This window comes from Rhodococcus sp. CH91 (assembly GCF_022554085.1).
Taxonomy (GTDB): Bacteria; Actinomycetota; Actinomycetes; order Mycobacteriales; family Mycobacteriaceae; genus Rhodococcus.
Genome location: NZ_JAKFYR010000001.1, coordinates 265,084 through 282,277, shown reverse-complemented (window position 1 = coordinate 282,277; position 17,194 = coordinate 265,084). Strand labels below are relative to the sequence as shown.

General features: G+C 68.3%; 10 protein-coding genes. 7 read left to right on the top strand and 3 right to left on the bottom strand.

Going from position 1 to position 17,194, the window contains the following annotated elements:
* Position 1: 1 nt before the first annotated feature.
* On the bottom strand, positions 2 to 4,081 hold the full coding sequence (locus tag MOM01_RS01270; RefSeq protein WP_241383570.1) for a bifunctional nitrate reductase/sulfite reductase flavoprotein subunit alpha: 4,080 nt from the start codon (positions 4,079 to 4,081) through the stop codon (positions 2 to 4).
* A 163-nt stretch (positions 4,082 to 4,244) separates the two neighbouring features.
* Positions 4,245 to 5,699, bottom strand: a complete 1,455-nt coding sequence (locus tag MOM01_RS01265; RefSeq protein WP_241383569.1) for a CCA tRNA nucleotidyltransferase — start codon at positions 5,697 to 5,699, stop codon at positions 4,245 to 4,247.
* 192 nt (positions 5,700 to 5,891) lie between these two features.
* On the opposite strand from MOM01_RS01265, the gene MOM01_RS01260 reads away from it, so the two are divergent.
* The 5 genes from MOM01_RS01260 to MOM01_RS01240 all read left to right on the top strand — a co-directional run bounded on the left by MOM01_RS01260 (position 5,892) and on the right by MOM01_RS01240 (position 14,145).
* On the top strand, positions 5,892 to 6,380 hold the full coding sequence (locus tag MOM01_RS01260; RefSeq protein WP_277609074.1) for an NUDIX hydrolase: 489 nt from the start codon (positions 5,892 to 5,894) through the stop codon (positions 6,378 to 6,380).
* Positions 6,377 to 8,848, top strand: a complete 2,472-nt coding sequence (locus MOM01_RS01255) for a DUF6049 family protein (protein WP_241383567.1) — start codon at positions 6,377 to 6,379, stop codon at positions 8,846 to 8,848. Before MOM01_RS01260 ends, MOM01_RS01255 begins: the two co-directional genes overlap by 4 nt.
* Positions 8,845 to 12,693 (top strand): murein biosynthesis integral membrane protein MurJ, encoded by a 3,849-nt coding sequence (murJ, locus tag MOM01_RS01250; RefSeq protein ID WP_241383566.1) that lies wholly within the window; start codon positions 8,845 to 8,847, stop codon positions 12,691 to 12,693. Before MOM01_RS01255 ends, murJ begins: the two co-directional genes overlap by 4 nt.
* A 108-nt stretch (positions 12,694 to 12,801) precedes the next feature.
* A complete protein-coding gene (sigM, locus tag MOM01_RS01245; protein ID WP_241384026.1) occupies positions 12,802 to 13,383 on the top strand; it encodes an RNA polymerase sigma factor SigM in 582 nt (193 codons plus the stop codon).
* Between the two features lie 54 nt (positions 13,384 to 13,437).
* Positions 13,438 to 14,145 (top strand): hypothetical protein, encoded by a 708-nt coding sequence (locus tag MOM01_RS01240; protein WP_241383565.1) that lies wholly within the window; start codon positions 13,438 to 13,440, stop codon positions 14,143 to 14,145.
* Here the strand turns inward: MOM01_RS01240 and MOM01_RS01235 are convergent.
* Positions 14,142 to 14,723: a TetR family transcriptional regulator gene (locus MOM01_RS01235; protein WP_241383564.1), complete on the bottom strand. Its 582-nt coding sequence runs from the start codon at positions 14,721 to 14,723 to the stop codon at positions 14,142 to 14,144. The genes MOM01_RS01240 and MOM01_RS01235 overlap by 4 nt on opposite strands.
* A 110-nt stretch (positions 14,724 to 14,833) precedes the next feature.
* Here MOM01_RS01235 and MOM01_RS01230 point away from each other — a divergent pair, with 110 nt between their 5' ends.
* Together MOM01_RS01230 and trxB are read left to right on the top strand one after the other, a co-directional pair.
* Positions 14,834 to 16,033: an NADH:flavin oxidoreductase gene (locus tag MOM01_RS01230; protein WP_241383563.1), complete on the top strand. Its 1,200-nt coding sequence runs from the start codon at positions 14,834 to 14,836 to the stop codon at positions 16,031 to 16,033.
* A 164-nt stretch (positions 16,034 to 16,197) separates the two neighbouring features.
* Positions 16,198 to 17,163: a thioredoxin-disulfide reductase gene (trxB, locus tag MOM01_RS01225; RefSeq protein WP_241383562.1), complete on the top strand. Its 966-nt coding sequence runs from the start codon at positions 16,198 to 16,200 to the stop codon at positions 17,161 to 17,163.
* The last annotated feature ends 31 nt before the right edge of the window (positions 17,164 to 17,194 follow it).

Sequence of the window (17,194 nt, the reverse complement as noted above, 5' to 3'; positions counted from 1 at the left end):
ATCAGTAGACGTCGCGGACGTACCGCTTGTCCGCGGCGAGCTGGTCGACATACGCGGCGGCGGCATCGCGATCGAGACGTCCGTGAGCCTGCACCACCTCGCGCAGGGCGGCGTCGACGTCCTTCGCCATCCGGCCCGCATCACCGCACACGTAGAAGTGGGCACCGTCCTGCAGCCACTTCCACACCTGCGCACCGTGCTCACGCATGCGGTCCTGCACGTAGATCTTCTGACGCTGGTCACGCGAGAACGCGAGTGCGAGCTCGGTGAGGACCCCGTCGGCGTGCATCGACTCGATCTCGTCGCGATAGAGATAGTCGGTCTCGGCTCGCTGGTCGCCGAAGAACAACCAGTTGCGTCCCGTGTGCCCGGCTTCACGGCGCTCGTGGAGAAAGGCCCGGAACGGCGCGATTCCGGTGCCGGGGCCGACCATGATCATGTCGACGTCCGGGGGCGGGGGGCGGAAGTGCGCGTTGCGCTGGACGAAGATCGGGATGTCCACACCCTTGCTGTGATCGGCGAGAAAACTCGAGCACACACCGGCACGTGAGCGGCCCTCGAATTCGTACCGCACCACCGACACCGTCAAGTGCACCTCGCGCGGATTCGTCCGCGGACTCGACGAGATCGAGTACAAGCGTGGACGCAGGCGGGTGAGGAGCCCTCTCCATTCGTCCCAGGGGGCCTTGAAGGGATACTCGGCGATGACGTCCACGGCCTGGCGTCCCCACAGCCAGCGCTGCAGCTCGATCTTGTTGCCCGGACGCAGCAGCTTCGCGAGTTCCGGGCTACCGCTCTGCTTCTGGACGAATCGCAACAGTTCCGGTGTCACACGGGTGATGTCCAGATGACGGGTCGCGGCCTCCCGGAGCGGCACGGTGGGGAAGTCGCCGAGTTCGACGGCGGTCTCCGGATCGAGCGCCGTGACCTGCAACCATTCGTCGACGGCATCGGGACCGTTGGTGGGCATCACACCGAGCGCGTCACCGGCCTCGTACTCGAAAGCGGGATCGAAGATCTCGAAACCGAACTGCCGCACGTCCTTCGCCGACCCGGGGCCGCTCAGTGCGACATTGCGGGTGATCCTCGTGACCAGAGGCGAGGACCGCGAATAGGCCGGGGCGGCGAGCGCCGGCGCCGGGGCGATCGCGGTCGCCGAACCACCCAGCAACGGTACGAGGGTGCCGAGCCAGTGGTGCGCGAGCTCGTCCTCGCCCGGTTCGCAATCCACCCGCCCGGTCAGGGGAGTCGCGCCGAGTTCGGCCAGTCGTTCGTCGACGCGTCGCCCGAAACCACAGAAGTCGTCGTAACTCGAGTCTCCGAAAGCAAGTACCGCATAACGGAGTCCGGACAGAGAGGGAGCGGATTCGGCGATGAGTGAGCGCCAGAAGGAGCCGCCGTTGTCGGGCGGCTCCCCGTCACCGAAAGTGCTCGTGACGACGAGGAGTTCGCTCGCCTCGCGGAGTCCGGTGACGTCGAGTTCGTCGAGAACGACGAGTTGCACGGCACGCCCCGCGTCCTGGAGTCGCCGGGCACACGTGGCGGCAAAGGTCTCGGCGTTTCCGGTCTGGGATGCCCACGCCACCACCACTGCGGGACCTGCCGTACCGGCGGTGCCGACGATGCCGACGGTGTCGGCGGTGCCGGCGGTGCCGGGGTCCGTTGCGCCGGAGTACATGCCGGCGAACAGTCCGTCGATCCATGCGCGCTTGGCGGCGGGGAACGGAGCCGAAGGGGGAAGGGCAGGCGCCGCAGTGGTGTTCGTCGCGCGCAGACCGGCGAGCAGACCGGCGAGATAGTCGCGTTCGGTATCGTCGAAGTCCGGAGCCGGGACGTTCTCGAGACCCAGTGCGACCTCGAGACGACCGAGGACGGAACCGTCGGACGCACACGGCCCGTCTTCCGACGCGACCTTCTGCAACGACACCGCGCAGACCTTGAACTCGGGTTGCAGCGAGGCCGGATCGACCGCGTCGCTCGTCACGGCGTTGATCGCGAGATCGGTCCCGAACAGGTCGTTCCAGTGGAAGGGCGCGAAGCACGTTCCCGGGCCGACCCGGTCGGTGACGACAGCCGGGAGCACGGCTCGGCCGCGGCGCGAGACGATCTCTATCCGGTCACCGTCCGAAACCGAATATCGTTGTGCGTCATCGGGATTTATCTCGACGAACGATCCCGGATTCAGCTTGCGCAGTTTCTCGATGCGCCCGGTCTTGGTGAGGGTGTGCCAGTGATGCTGCACGCGTCCGGTGTTCAGGACGAACGGATACTCGTCGTCGGGCATCTCGGCGGCAGGCATGTGCGGCCGGGGCAGGAATCGGGCGCGGCCGTCGGGGGTGGCGAACGCCAGTCGCGGCCGGGAACCGTCCTGCCGCACCACCTGCGACCTGCTCGTCCCGTCGTTGAGATACCGGACCGGATGACGCGTCTCGGGCGAATCCGGCGGGCACGGCCACTGCACGGGCCCTTGCCGGAGTCGATCGTAGGTCACCCCACGCAGGTCGTAACCGGTCTGCGGGTTGCCGAATCCGGTGATCTCCTCGAAGACCTCCTCGGCACTCGAGTACGCGAAGGCCTCACCGAAACCCATCTCCTGCGCGACCCGCGCAATGATCTGCCAGTCGGGCAGCGACTCGCCGACAGGGTCCACGGCCTGCTGCAGGAGATTGACGGTGCGGTCGGATCCGACGGTGACGTACTCGGATTCGGCCCACAATGCCGCGGGCAGGAGAATGTCTGCGTGCGAGGCGGTTTCGGTCTCGAGGAAGACGTCCTGCACGACCACGAGTTCGGCGGCCCCGAGTGCCTCGAGGACGACCGCCCGGTTCGCGACCGACGCCACGGGATTGGTGCAGATGATCCAGCACGCCTTGATCTCTCCCGCGGCCATCCTGCCGAACATGTCGATCGTGCCGGCACCGCCCTCGGCACGGAGCGTGCCGCGCGGCAGCGACCAGCGGTCCTCGACGAAGGCGCGGTCGTCCTCGGAGAGCACGCTGCGCTGCCCCGGCAGGCCCGGCCCCATGTACCCCATCTCGCGGCCACCCATCGCATTGGGCTGACCTGTGAGGGAGAACGGGCCGCTACCGGTGCGGCAGATCGCTCCGGTCGCGAGATGCAGATTGCAGATCGCATTGGTGTTCCACGTGCCGTGGGTGCTCTGGTTCAAGCCCATGGTCCAGCAACTCATCCAGTCACCGGCCTCTCCGATCCACCCTGCGGCGGTCCGGATGTCGGCCTCGTCGAGACCGGTGATCTCGGCGACGAGGTGTGGCGGATAGTCGGCGAGGAAGGACTCCACCGCCTCCCACCCGTCGGTGTGTTCCTCGACGAAAGCCCGGTCGACGTGCCCGTTCTCGACGATCAGGTGCAACAGACCGTTGAGCAGCGCCAGATCGGTTCCCGGTGCGATCCGGAGGAACAGATCTGCCTTGTCGGCGGTCGCGGTACGTCGCGGGTCGACCACGATCAGCTTCGCCCCGGCCTTGACCCGCTCCATCATGCGCAGGAACAGGATCGGGTGACAGTCGGCCATGTTGGAACCGGACACGAAGAACACGTCGGCGTGGTCGAAGTCCTCGTACGAGCCGGGCGGGCCGTCCGATCCGAGCGACTGCTTGTATCCCGTGGCAGCACCGGCCATACACAGTCGCGAGTTCGACTCGAGGTACGAGGTGCGCAGATATCCCTTCGCCAGCTTGGTCGCGAGGTACTGGGCCTCGAGAGACATCTGGCCCGAGACGTAGAGGGCCACCGAGTCCGGGCCGTGGGCCGCGACGATCTCGCTCAGGCGCCGCGCGGTCTCGGTGATCGCGTCGTCCACGGGGGAGGGTATCGTCGCTGCGCCCCGCTCGGGACGCAGCCGGGCGGTCTCGAGACGGCCACCGGCCGCGAGCATCTCGGCGCTCGTCGCGCCCTTCGTGCACAACCGGCCCCGGTTGGTCGGGTGGTCCTTGTCCCCGTAGGCCTTGACCACCCGGCGCGTGCCGGTCGCGGAGTCGACTGCGACGTCCAGGAGCATCCCGCATCCCACCCCGCAGTAGGAGCAGGTGGACTTCACCGTGGTGATCTCGTCCTGCATCCCGCAACTCCTGCCCGGCACCCACCGACGCGCATGGGTGCGCGTCCTCGACACCGTCGTGACTACGCCGGTGTCCATGCTGTCCAAGAGGTGTTGCGGGCGCGTCACCCGCGGTGAGAACGCGGTGACATCCGGCTCACGCCGCCGTCACCGCGCTGTGAGGTCAGTCCTTCGGCTGCTGCGCCCACCATTCGAGCAGGGCGGCCTCCGCCTCGTCGCGCTCGAGTGGGCCACGATCGAGCCGCAGTTCCTTGAGGTGGTTCCACGCCTTTCCGACCATCGGGCCGGCAGGTATCCCCAGCAGTTCCATGATCGCGTTGCCGTCGAGATCGGGCCGCACGCGCGCGAGATCCTCCTCCGCGGCGATCCGGTCGATCCGCTGTTCCAGGTCGTCGTAGGTGGCCTGCAAGGCAGCGGCGCGACGCTTGTTCCGAGTCGTGCAGTCGGCGCGCACGAGTTTGTGAAGCCGGGGAAGCAGCGGGCCGGCGTCGTGCACGTACCGGCGGACCGCGGAGTCCGTCCACTCGCCCTTGCCGTAGCCGTGGAAGCGCAGGTGCAGGAAGACAAGGCGGCTCACGTCCTCGACCATCTGCTTCGAGTACTTGAGCGCCCGCATGCGTTTGCGTACGAGTTTCGCCCCGACCACCTCGTGGTGGTGGAAGCTGACGCCGCCGTGCGGCTCGTTGCGCTTGGTGTCCGGCTTACCGATGTCGTGCAGCAGCGCGGCCCACCTCAGGACGAGATCCGGGTCGCCGTCCTCGAGGTCGATGGCCTGCTTCAGGACGGTCAGCGAATGCCAGTACACGTCCTTGTGCTGGTGGTGTTCGTCGATCTCGAGTTTCATCGCGGGGATCTCGGGGATCACACGCTCCGCGAGACCCGTCTCGACCATCGTGTCGATGCCCTCGATCGGATAGTCGCCGAGGATCAGCTTGTCGAGCTCGACCTGCACTCGCTCCGCGCTGATCCGCAGGATCTCGTCGGCCATGGCGACGATGGCGGTATGCACCCGCTCGGTCAGGGTGAATCCGAGCTGGGAGACGAACCGGGCCGCGCGCAGCATCCGCAACGGGTCGTCGTGGAAGGAGTCCTCGGGCTTCGCGGGGGTGTCGAGCACGCCGGCGAGCAGGGCCTCCATGCCACCGAGCGGGTCGACGAACTCGCCCGCACCGTCCGGCCCGATGCGCACGGCCATCGCATTGACGGTGAAGTCGCGGCGCACGAGATCGTCCTCGAGACTCGTGCCGTACTCGACGATGGGGTGCCGGGTGACGCGGTCGTAGGCATCGCTGCGGAACGTGGTGATCTCGAGTTGCTCGAGTCCCTTCACCGCACTGACCGTGCCGAAGTCGATGCCGGTGTCCCACTGGTGGTCGACGAATCCACGCAGCAGCGCCTGGACCGTCTCCGGACGCGCGTCGGTGGTGAAGTCCAGATCGGTTCCGAGCCGACCGAGCAGTGCGTCCCGGACACTGCCGCCGACGAGGTACAGCTCGTGTCCGGCCTCGGTGAATCGCGCACCGAGCGGCGCGAGGACATCGGACAGATCGCGCAGAGTCGCCTCGGCTCCGGTGAGCAACCGGGTTCGACGGGCGGTGTCTGCGGTGGGGGAGTTCACGTCTTCGCACCTTACCGAGCAGCAGGTTCGTGTGGTTGAGCCGGGACCGACGTCGGTCCATCTACTATCTATGAGGTGTCGCCCGCCGAACGTGCCAACCGCAACCGCCGCAGCTCGCGGCGGCGTGGCGCGGGCGCAAAGAAGACCGCTCACGGTGCTTCGCCCGGATCGTCCGCTTCACCCGGCCCACGGATGCGGACCGTCCGCGAAACGTCCGCCGGTGGCCTGGTCGTCGACGGACTCGGTGGTCCGCCCGAGAAGCTGTGTGCCGCCCTGATCGGCCGGACCGACCGGCGGGGCCGGTTGCTGTGGTCGCTGCCGAAAGGCCACATCGAGCAGGGTGAGACGGCCGAGGAAACCGCGATGCGCGAGGTGCACGAGGAGACCGGGGTGCGCAGTTCGGTGCTCGCCGAGCTCGGCAGCATCGACTACTGGTTCGTCACCGAGGGTCGCCGCGTCCACAAGACCGTGCATCACTACCTGTTGCGTTATCTGGGGGGCGAACTCTCCGACGCCGACGTCGAGGTCACCGAGGTGGCATGGGTGCCACTGCGCGAACTGCGGACGCGCCTGGCCTACGCCGACGAACGCAAGCTCGCGGACATCGCCGATCAGCTCATCGCCGAGATGACCCCGAAGCGACTTCCCGACAGCGATCAACCGGGGGCCCAGCTCGGATGACGGTGCTGGTGTCCCGGGCGGGCGCCGCGGTGCTCGCCGTGCTCGTACTCGCCCTCGCTACGACAGGCATGGCGGTACTCGTTCCGGTTCTCACGCCCACGGCGGCGGCGAGCCCGGTCGTGGCACAGACCGATCCCGACCAACCGCGATTCCTCGAGTTGAGCATCGACGAGGTCACCCCGAGCACGGTCACTCTCACGAGTGAGTCCGTGGTCACGGTCCGCGGCACAGTGAAGAACATCGGCGACCGGGACGTCGAGGACGTCTGGGTGCGTCTGCAACGCGCACCCGTGATCTCCGACTCCGCCGCCCTGCGCACGTCGCTCTCCCTCGATCAAGCAGGATTCGACACCGTCGGGGAGTTCGAGGAGGTCGTCGGCCGGCTCGAACAGGGCGACACGACCGACTTCACGCTCGAGCTGCCGCTGCGATCCGACCTCGTCCCCTCCCTCGACATCGACACCCCCGGCGTCTACCCGCTCCTCGTGAACGTCAACGGGGTTCCCGAATACGGCGGACAGGCACGGCTCGACGACGCGCGATTCCTGCTGCCCGTGCTCGCCGTCCCCGCGAGCGACGAGGTCACCGAGGATGCCGACGCCGGGTCGCGCGGCACGACCCGCTCGCCCGAGGACGGGCTGCTCGACGGCGCAGAGAAATCGTTCCCGGCCGTACCGCCCGAGGCGTCCCGGCCCGCCGCGATCACGATGCTGTGGCCGCTGGCGGACCGGCCGCGGTTCGCCGCCGGTGTCCCCGGTTCCGGGACCGAGCCCGTACGCCTCGTGGACGACGAACTCGCGACGTCGCTCGCCGAAGGTGGGCGACTGGACGGATTGCTGCGTGCCGTCGAGGACACTGCGAGGAGCGAACCGCGCGTCCTCGAAGGAATGTGCCTGGCCGTCGACCCGGATCTCCTCGTGACCGTGACCAACATGACACGCGACTATCTGGTGGTCGACGATCCGGACGAACCGACAGGCGACGCGCAACCCGGGACGGGCACCGACGCAGCGGTGGCCTGGCTCGACCGCCTGCGCGCACTCGCCACGTCCACCTGCACGATCGCCTTGCCGTTCGCCCAGGTCGATCTGACCGCTCTCGCCGACCTGGCCGATTCGTCGCTCACCGCCTCGGCTCTCGAATCCCCCACGGCTCTCGTCGACTCCATCCTCGGTGTCACCTCCCTACCCGGGGTGGTGTGGCCCGATTCGGGCGTGCTCACCGAGAAGGCCGGATCGATGCTGGTGGCCGACGCTCCGGTGACCGCCCTGCTGGCCGACAACGCCGTCGAGGACGGCCGCACCCTGCTCGCGGGTGTCTCGGCGAACTCCACCGTTCCGGGCGGGAACGGCTTCCGGATCTCGGGGGTCCCCGGTCTCACCGCCGGCCTGTTCGACTCGGCCGCCTCCGCCGCGCTGGCGGGAATGGGCGACGACCCTCAGACCCCGTCCTTCGTCCCGGAGTCGGCGCGCTACGACCTGTCCCGCGACTCCTCGACGGCCCGCCTGCAGGACGCGCTCGGGGCGCTGGCCTGGCCCGCTCTGGTCCCGACCGTCCACGAGGCCACGGGAAGGGCACTGCCGGCGCCGGGCCGATCGGTCCTCTTCGCGCCCCCTCAGACATGGTCGGCCTCGCCGGAGGACGCCTCCGCCGTGCTGTCCATGCTCTCCACTCTGGTCCGTTCCGGTCTGGCCACGCCGCGTCCGCTGGCCGCGCTCGTCGACGCCGCGGCGGGCACGGCGAACGATTCGTCCGCTTCGCTGCTCGTCTATCCCGAACAGGCGATCACCGACGGTGCCTCCGCCGCGGTCGTCTCGGAGGCCGAGGAACAGATCGGCCGCCTCGACGCGATCCAGACCGCGCTGATCGAGGACCCCCAGGCCCAGCTCACACCCCAGCAGTTCACCGCCCCGCTGCGCGAGGACCTGTTGCGCGCGATGAGTTTGTCCGGTCGCCGGGGTGACGATGCCGACGGCGCGTTCGCGACCGCCGCACACCGTGCCACGGAAGTACGCGAGGCCGTCGACGACATCTACGAGGCTGTGACGGTGATCTCCACCGGAGGCGTCTACACCCTGACATCGGAACAGAGCCCCCTACTGTTGGTAGCGCGCAACGATCTGCCCGTGGGCATCACCGTGCGGTTGCACGTGGACGCGCCCGAGGCGACGGATGTCTCCGACATCGGGCCGACGCAGCTTCCGCCGCGCGGCAGCCGCACGCTCACGGTGCCCGCTCAGATCAGCGACTCGCGGAAGCTCGAGCTGGAGTTCGCACTCACCACCGAGTCCGGCCTGTCTCTCGGCAACCCGACGACGGTGACGGTACGTTCCAATGCGTACGGCCAGATCCTCGCCGTGGTCACGGGCTGTGCGGGAGCGCTCCTGCTCTTCCTGGCGGGCAGGCGGCTTCTGCACCGGTTCCGCGGCGAGCCGGACCCAGCCGACGAAGGGTATGAACGACCATGACCGGGAACTCCACCCGCGACGACGTGGAGGCGAACCGGACTCCGGACCGACCGGAGCCCGTCCCGACGTCGTTCGATGCCGCGTCGCCGACGACGTCACCCGACGTCACCGCGGGCGGTGCGGCCCGCAACAAGCCGCAGAGCCTGCTGGCCGCCACCGGCTCGATCGCCGTCGCGACCCTGGTCAGCCGGATCACCGGCTTCCTCAAGCAGCTGCTCATCCTGACCCTGCTCGGTGCGAGCGTCGCGTCGTCGTTCACCGTGGCGCACCAGATCCCCAACATGATCTCCGAGCTGGTGCTCGGTGCGGTCCTGACCTCGATCGTCGTGCCGGTACTGGTCCGCGCCGAACGGGAGGACCCCGACGGCGGTGAGGCCTTCGTCCGCCGCTTGTTCACCGCGGCGCTGGTGTTGCTCGGTACCGCCACGCTCCTCGCCGTCGCCGCCGCGCCGATCCTCACGACGCACGTCTTCCTCGACGATTCCGGCAAGGTGTCGACGTCGCTGACCACGGCGCTGTCCTATCTGCTCCTGCCCGCGATCATGTTCTACGGACTGTCGGGCCTGTTCACGGGCATCCTCAACACCCGGCAGGTGTTCAAACCCGGCGCGTGGGCACCGGTGTGCAACAACGTCGTGGTGCTCACCGTCCTGGTGATCTACTACCTGATGCCGGGTGAGATCACGCTGAATCCGGTGCAGATGAGCGATCCGAAGCTGCTCGTCCTCGGCATCGGTGTGCTCCTCGGTGTGGTCACACAAGCGATGTGCCTGGTCCCCGCGCTCCGGCGCGAGGGCATCAACCTCCGGCCGCTGTGGGGTCTCGACGACCGGCTGCGGCAGTTCGGTGGCATGGCCGCCGCGATCGTGCTGTACGTGCTGATAAGCCAGGCCGGCATGATCTTCGCGACGCGCGTGTCGTCGGGCGCCGACGAGGCCGGACCCGCGATCTACAACAATGCCTGGTTGCTGCTGCAGCTGCCCTACGGTGTCCTCGGCGTCACCGTGCTCACCGCGATCATGCCGCGCCTGAGCCGCAACGCCGCAGCCGACGACACCCCTGCCGTCGTCGACGACCTCTCCGTCGCGACCCGCCTGACGATGATCGCGCTGATCCCCATCGTCACCTTCCTGACGATCGCCGGTTCGCAGGTCGGGGCCGCTCTCTACGGCTACGGCAACTTCGGGGACGGCAACGCCGAACGTCTCGGTCAGGCGGTGAGCTGGTCTGCGTTCACCCTCATCCCGTACGCACTGGTACTCATCCACCTGCGTGTCTTCTACGCCCGGGAACAGGCCTGGACGCCCACGTGGATCATCCTCGGCATCACCGCCGTCAAGATCGCACTGTCGGCGCTGGCCCCCGTGGTCGCGACGGAGGACGACCAGGTGGTGCTCCTGCTCGGCGCAGCCACCGGAGTCGCGTTCACCGTCGGGGCGTTCATCGGCGGATATCTGTTGCACCGCACGCTCGGCGACCTGCGGATGGCGAACGTCGGACGCACCGTGTGGCATGTGGTGCTCGCGTCGCTCGCGGCAGCCATCATCGTCCTCGTCACGGATCGGCTCCTGCAACTCGATGCGCTCGCCGACCGCTTCGGTGGTCTCGGTTCGCTCGTACGGGTGGCGCTCAACGGTGTGCTGATGGTGCTCGTCGCCCTCGTCGGGATGTACCTGCTCAAGGTGCCCGAGATTCTCGCGATCGAGGCAGCGGTGCGACGGAAGGTCGCGGCGGTGCGCGGTACCGCACCGGTCGGCGAGGAGGCCGACGCAGCACGAACCGACACCGGCACCACCGCCGTCGAGGCTCCCGCCCCCGCCCGCGTCCCACGTGCGCGTTATCTCGAGTCCGATGCCGAGAAGACGGTCGTCCTGCCGCGGATCGATTACGGCGAATACGGCGTGGGCCCCTACGACGCCATCACCGAGGTCATGCCCGTCATCAGGGACGTGCCCCGTCGCGGCAATCCGGGCGGACAACTCCCGTACCCTGATCAGCAGCAGGGTCGGCCCGGGAGCCGTCGCCCACGGTTCTTCGCGGCCCCCAGCGGCGACCCGCGTCTGCACACCGGAAGTGGACGAGTCGACAACGAAGGAGTGAGGGTGAGCGACGACCACGCTGCCGGCAAGTCCACCATCGATGCCGCCACGCGGCAGGTGCCCACCGAGAAGGACGGCCGCCCCCCGCGCGATCCGCATCTCGACACCGGCGTCATCCCGGTCGGATCGCCGCAACTGCCGCCGATGCGTGTCGCAGGCCCTGCGCCCCAGGAACGCCGGCCGATGCGCGGACCCGATCTCATCGCCGGTGCCTCGGTCGCCGGTGGCCGTTACCGTCTGCTCGCGCCCCACGGCGGAGCACGCGGACTGCGCTTCTGGCAGGCGCTCGACGTCAAACTCGACCGGGAGGTCGCGCTGACCTTCGTCGACGCGGAGCAGCGTGCGGGTGAGAACACCGGACCGGACTCCCCGCAGGCCGTGCTCTCGCGCACACTGCGTCTCGGCCGTATCAATTCGCCCGGCCTCGCCCGCGTCCTCGATGTGGTGCGTGGCAGCTCCGGCGGAATCGTCGTGTCGGAGTGGACACCCGGACGTTCCCTGCGCGAGATGTCCACGACCGAGCCCTCTCCGATCGGCGCTGCCCGCGCGATCCGTGCGCTCGCCGCAGCGGCCGAGGCGACGCATCGCGCAGGCAGTGCACTGTCGATCGACCATCCGGACCGCATCCGCATCAGCGTCGCGGGCGACGCCGTTCTCGCCTTCCCTGCGACGTTCTCGGACGCCGACGCGATGTCCGACGTCCGTGGTCTCGGCGCGAGCCTGTACGGACTCATCACGGGACGGTGGCCGCTGGACGAACCTGCCGCTCCCGGTGCCGCTCCCGGCGCACATCACCGGGGCGCGACCATCGGCGGAATGCCGGCGGCCGAGCGCAACGCGGACGGTGTCCCCGTCGAACCGCGCGTCCTGCGTCCCGATGTTCCGTTCGAGATCTCGGCGGTCGCGGTGCGCGCTCTCTCCGAGAACGGCGGCATCCGCACCGCTGCGACCGTGCAGCACATCCTCGACCAGGCGTCGGTCGTCGACCAGAAGACCGAGATGATCCCGGCGCTGCGTATCGGACAGCGTGGCGCTGCGACCGAGTCGCATGCGCTCGCGGATCCCGAAGCCCTCGAACAGAAGAAGAAGCACTCGCAGCGGATGCTTCTGGCGCTCGCCGCCCTCGGGGTGACGACGGTGCTGCTGCTCGCACTCATCGGATGGTGGATCGCGAACCTGCTCGCCGGCGACACCGACGACGTTCCGCTCACGAGCCAGGAGTTCGGCCTCACCCCCACGGCCGAGGCACCCGCGGAGGACGGTCCGGCGGAGCCGGGTCAGGCCGCGGCGCCGAAGCCCGCGGCGACCGGCCCGGTGGCGGCGAGTTCCGTGTCGGTCTTCTCGCCGCAGGGGACACCCGACTCGCCGGCCACCGCGTCCCAGGCGATCGACGGCGATCCGTCCACCTCGTGGAGCACCGACGCCTACTTCGATCCGTTTCCGTCACTGAAGAACGGTGTGGGCCTGCTGGTCACGCTCGACGACGCCTCGACGCTCACGTCGGTGACGGTCACCAGCAACACTCCCGGCACGGGGCTCGAGGTCCGCAGCGCTCCGTCCGAGTCGACCTCGCTCGATCAGACGCAGGTCATCGGTACGGCCACACTGCAATCCGGTGAGACGACGATCCCGGTCGAGATGGACGGGCAGACCTCGCACGTGCTGTTGTGGATCACCGATCTCAGTGCGAGCGGGGGAAGCAACAAGAGCTCGATCTCCGAAGTGGAGTTCACCGCCACTCGCTGACCGCGACAACCGGGACGAACCGTCCGGATCGGCTACCATCCGCGCGTGCGAATTTTCGGGGGGATCGCAAAAGTCGCCGTGCCCGATGGTGTCGTGGCCGACGAGGGGGTGGTATCGGACGGAGAGGTCTCGGGTGGAGGGGCCTCGGACGCCGAGTTGCTCGCCGCACACGTCGCGGGCGACCGAAACGCCTTCTCGGTGTTGCTGACACGGCACTACGACTATCTGTGGCAGGTCGCGCGGCGGACCAGTTATTCGCACGAGGACGCCGGGGACGCTCTGCAGGAGGCCCTGCTGTCGGCGCATCGGCGGGCGTCGACCTTCCGGGAGGACGCTGCTGTACGCAGCTGGCTCCACTCGATCGTCGTCAACGCGTGCCTCGACCGTATCCGCCGCAATCGCGTACGCGCGACGGTCCCGTTGTTCGAGGACGATTCACGCGACATGCGCACCACGCGGGATCCCATCCACGACACCGAGATCACACTCGACGTCGAGTCCGCGCTGTTCGCCTTGCCACCGGAACAACGCGCAGCGGTCGTCGCGGTGGATGTGGAAGGTCTCTCGGTGAGGGAAGCGGCACAGCGACTCGGAATCCCGGAGGGGACGGTGAAGAGCCGGTGTGCCCGGGCGCGGAGCCGGCTCGCGATCCTTCTCGACGACCTTCGGGCCGACCGGAACCGAACGTGACCCACCCTCGTCTTAACCTGGTGAGAGAACCCGAATCGCGGAGGAGAGTCGCGCATGAACGAGGACGAACTGCGTCCGCCGTATTCTGCCGAACTGCGTCCGCCCTATCCTCCCGAGTTGATCGCCGACCTGCACGCCGGTGTCCTCGACGAGGCCCTTTCCGCCCGGTTGTGGCCGCTCGTGAAGGCCGACCCGAAATCCGCTGCCCATCTCGCGGAACTCGACGCGACCCGGGAGCGGCTCGCAGCGCTTCGTGATGCTCCGCCGACCGGAGCGATTCCACCCGAGATCGTGGCGCGTATCGAGTCCGCACTCGCGGAAGAGGAATCGGATCCCGCGCCCCCGTCGCCGCGACCGGCGACGTCTCGCCGATGGGCGGTGGGTGTCGGTGTCGCTGCCGCGGTCGCGGCGGTGTTCGTCATGGTGGTCCGCGGCCCGGCTTTCGAGAGCGACGGCCCGGCCGATGTTCCCGTCGCCGCAGAGGAGGACGACGAGTTGTTCGAACCCTCCACTCTGCGAACGCTGATCGGGCAGACCGATCCGGGTCTTCTCGGAAGCGATGCGCGAATCCGAGAATGCCTGGACGCGAACGGGTTCGAGGGAAGGTCACCGATCGGATCGGGTACGGTACGGTTCCGGGGCGAGGATGCCGTACTGATGGTGATGGGCAGCCAGGGGTCTCCGGCCCTGACCGCTCTGGTGGTCGGACCGGAATGCAGGGCAGGCGATCCCGCGACCCTCGCCCGGAAGACGATCGGTTAGCGTTCGGCGACGGTCGAGAGCAGTTCCAGTATCCGCGCGCGCAGGGCCGGCGTGTCGTCCTCGGCAGCGATGATCCCGGCGAACAGTGCCGCCCCCGCAGCCATCACGAGAACCGCCCGCGCGTCGGTCTCGGCGTCGGCGACATCCTCTGCGGAACGGCTCTCGTCCCGCCCGTCGGCGAACAACGCGGTGCTGGGACCGCTGAAGGTGCGCCAGAGCGTGTTACGGAGATCGTCGTGGTCGCGCAGGGCCGCGAGGAGCCCCGGTAGAGCCGCACGCACCTCGGGCCGCGAGAACAACTCGATACTCCCGGTGACCACCCATTCGATCCAGCCCTTGCGGTCGATGCCGTCGTACGGGGTCAGGTCCGGGGCGGAACCGAGAAGAGCGTCGAGCACCAGATGCGCCTTGGTGGGCCAACGTCGGGTGAGGGCCGCACGCCCGACGCCGGCTCGGGCGGCGATGGCGCGCAGGCTCAGACCGTCCCAGCCGTGGGTGCGGAGCATCTCGCGGGTGACGATGAGGACGTCGTTGTCTATCCGGGGGTCTCTGGGGCGCCCCTGAGCGGTGGTCGGCATGGGATCCGTGATTCGAGGTGTGCTGTGAGTGGGAACAGGACTGGCGGACGATGTGACGAGCGTTATAGTCGAAGTGCAATTACGGTACCACTGGCATCGAAAGTAGGGGCATGTCTTCGCCGCGACCCACCGTGTTCGAACCGGCCCGACTCGGGCCGCTCACCCTCCGCAACCGCATCGTGAAGGCGGCGACCTTCGAAGGCGTGATGCCTCACGGCGCAGTCACCGACGAACTCGTCGAGTTCCACGCCGAGGTCGCCCGGGGCGGAACCGCGCTCACGACCGTGGCGTACTGCTCGGTCTCGCCGTCGGGACGCGTCCATCGCGACACGCTCGTGCTCGATGCCGACTCCGTGCCCGGACTGGCACGGCTCACCGACGCCGTCCACACCGCCGGGGGACTGGCCTCCGCACAGATCGGGCACGCCGGACTCGTCGCCAACCAGATCTCCAACGGGATGAAGACGCTCGCGCCGTCCACCCGCATCAGCCCTCCCGCCATGGGTCTCGTCCGCGGCGCGACACTCGCACAACTCGATCAGGTCGTCGAGGACTACGCCGCTGCCGCGCGCTTCGCCGTCGAAGCCGGTTTCGACGCCGTCGAGGTCCATCTCGGCCACAACTATCTGCTCAGTTCGTTCATGAGCCCGAATCTCAACAAGCGCAAGGACCGTTACGGCGGCAGCATCGAAGCCCGTACCGCCTTCCCCCGGCGCGTCCTCGACGCCGTCCGCACGGCAGTGGGGGAGGGGGTCGCCGTCATCGCCAAGTTCAACATGACCGACGGGGTGCCCCGAGGCCTGTGGCTCGACGAGTCGCTGCCCATGGCCAAACTCATCGAATCCGACGGCACCATCGACGCGATGGAACTCACCGGCGGCAGCTCGCTGCTCAACGGCATGTACTTCTTCCGGGGCGACGTGCCCATGAAGGAATTCCAGGACTCGCAACCGAAGCTCGTCGGCTGGGGTCTGAAGGTCTACGGCCCGAGGATCTTCCCGAAGCTTCCGTTCGAGGAGGGGTTCTTCCTGCCGATGGCCCGGCAGTTCCGGTCCGAGCTGTCGCTGCCGCTGATCCTGCTCGGCGGAATCAACCGTCTCGACACCATCGAGACCGCACTCGACGAAGGCTTCGAGTTCGTCGCCATGGGCCGCGCACTGCTGCGTGATCCCTATCTCGTACGGAAATTCGAGGAGAACACGGCGCACGAAGGCCTCTGCATCCACTGCAACAAGTGCATGCCGACGATCTACACCGGCACCCACTGTGTGATCCGCGAAACACTCCGGGATGTACCCGGCGCGGTCTGAGGAACTCTCACCGGCCGAGTGCCGGCGGCTGTGGTGGGACGCACGGCGGGAGGGGAACAACACCGCTTACCCTGGTGTTGACAGTGTCTGTAGGCTGCCGTCCGGTTTCGGCCGGATCGCTGCCGCCCTGCGCCCCCGATCACTCAACCGGAAGGCTCCGCCGCATGACGACCTCGCCCACGATTCACGACCTCATCATCGTCGGTTCGGGACCGGCCGGATACACCGCTGCGATCTATGCGGCCCGCGCCGAACTCTCGCCGCTCGTCTTCGAGGGAACGCAGTTCGGCGGCGAGCTCATGACGACCACGGAGGTGGAGAACTTCCCGGGTTTCAAGGACGGGATCATGGGGCCGGAGCTCATGGACCAGATGCGCGAGCAGGCCTTGCGCTTCGGCGCCGAGCTGCGCACCGAGGACGTCGAGGAGATGGACCTGACCGGCTCGGTGAAGACGGTCGTCGCCAACGGTGAGACCTACCGCAGCCACGCGGTCATCCTCGCGATGGGTGCCGAACCCCGCTACCTCGGGGTCCCCGGCGAGTCGCGGCTGCTCGGCCGCGGCGTGTCCGCATGTGCCACCTGCGACGGCTTCTTCTTCCGCGACCAGGACATCGCCGTCGTCGGCGGTGGCGACTCCGCGATGGAGGAAGCGACCTTCCTCACCCGATTCGCCCGCAGCGTCACCCTCATTCACCGTCGCGACGAATTCCGTGCGTCGAAGATCATGCTCGAGCGCGCCCGCGAGAACGAGAAGATCCGCTTCGTCACCAACGCGCAGGTCGTCGAGGTGCGGGGTGAGAACAGCGTGACCGAGCTCGTGCTCGAGGACACCGTCACCGGTGAGCGCAGCGATCTCGCCGTCACGGGACTGTTCGTGGCAGTCGGACACGATCCGCGCAGCTCGCTCGTCGCGGGCCAGGTCGACCTCGACGACGAGGGCTACGTCAAGGTCGCGGCACCGTCCACGGCGACCTCCGTGCCGGGCGTGTTCGCCGCAGGCGACCTCGTCGACCACACCTACCGCCAGGCGATCACCGCCGCCGGCACCGGATGTTCGGCGTCCATCGACGCAGAGCGCTGGCTGGTCGCGAACCGCGAGGTTCCCGCCCCCACACTCGCCGAAGCCTGATCCACCCCTTCCTCATTCCACCTCGACATCC

Excerpts from the sequence above, each read along its gene's own strand:
- MOM01_RS01270 (WP_241383570.1), bottom strand. The coding sequence starts at position 4,081 with ATGCAGGACGAGATCACCACGGTGAAGTCCACCTGCTCCTACTGCGGG.
- MOM01_RS01260 (WP_277609074.1), top strand. The coding sequence starts at position 5,892 with ATGCGGACCGTCCGCGAAACGTCCGCCGGTGGCCTGGTCGTCGACGGA.
- MOM01_RS01255 (WP_241383567.1), top strand. The coding sequence starts at position 6,377 with ATGACGGTGCTGGTGTCCCGGGCGGGCGCCGCGGTGCTCGCCGTGCTC.
- murJ (WP_241383566.1), top strand. The coding sequence starts at position 8,845 with ATGACCGGGAACTCCACCCGCGACGACGTGGAGGCGAACCGGACTCCG.
- MOM01_RS01240 (WP_241383565.1), top strand. The coding sequence starts at position 13,438 with ATGAACGAGGACGAACTGCGTCCGCCGTATTCTGCCGAACTGCGTCCG.
- MOM01_RS01235 (WP_241383564.1), bottom strand. The coding sequence starts at position 14,723 with ATGCCGACCACCGCTCAGGGGCGCCCCAGAGACCCCCGGATAGACAAC.
- MOM01_RS01230 (WP_241383563.1), top strand. The coding sequence starts at position 14,834 with ATGTCTTCGCCGCGACCCACCGTGTTCGAACCGGCCCGACTCGGGCCG.
- trxB (WP_241383562.1), top strand. The coding sequence starts at position 16,198 with ATGACGACCTCGCCCACGATTCACGACCTCATCATCGTCGGTTCGGGA.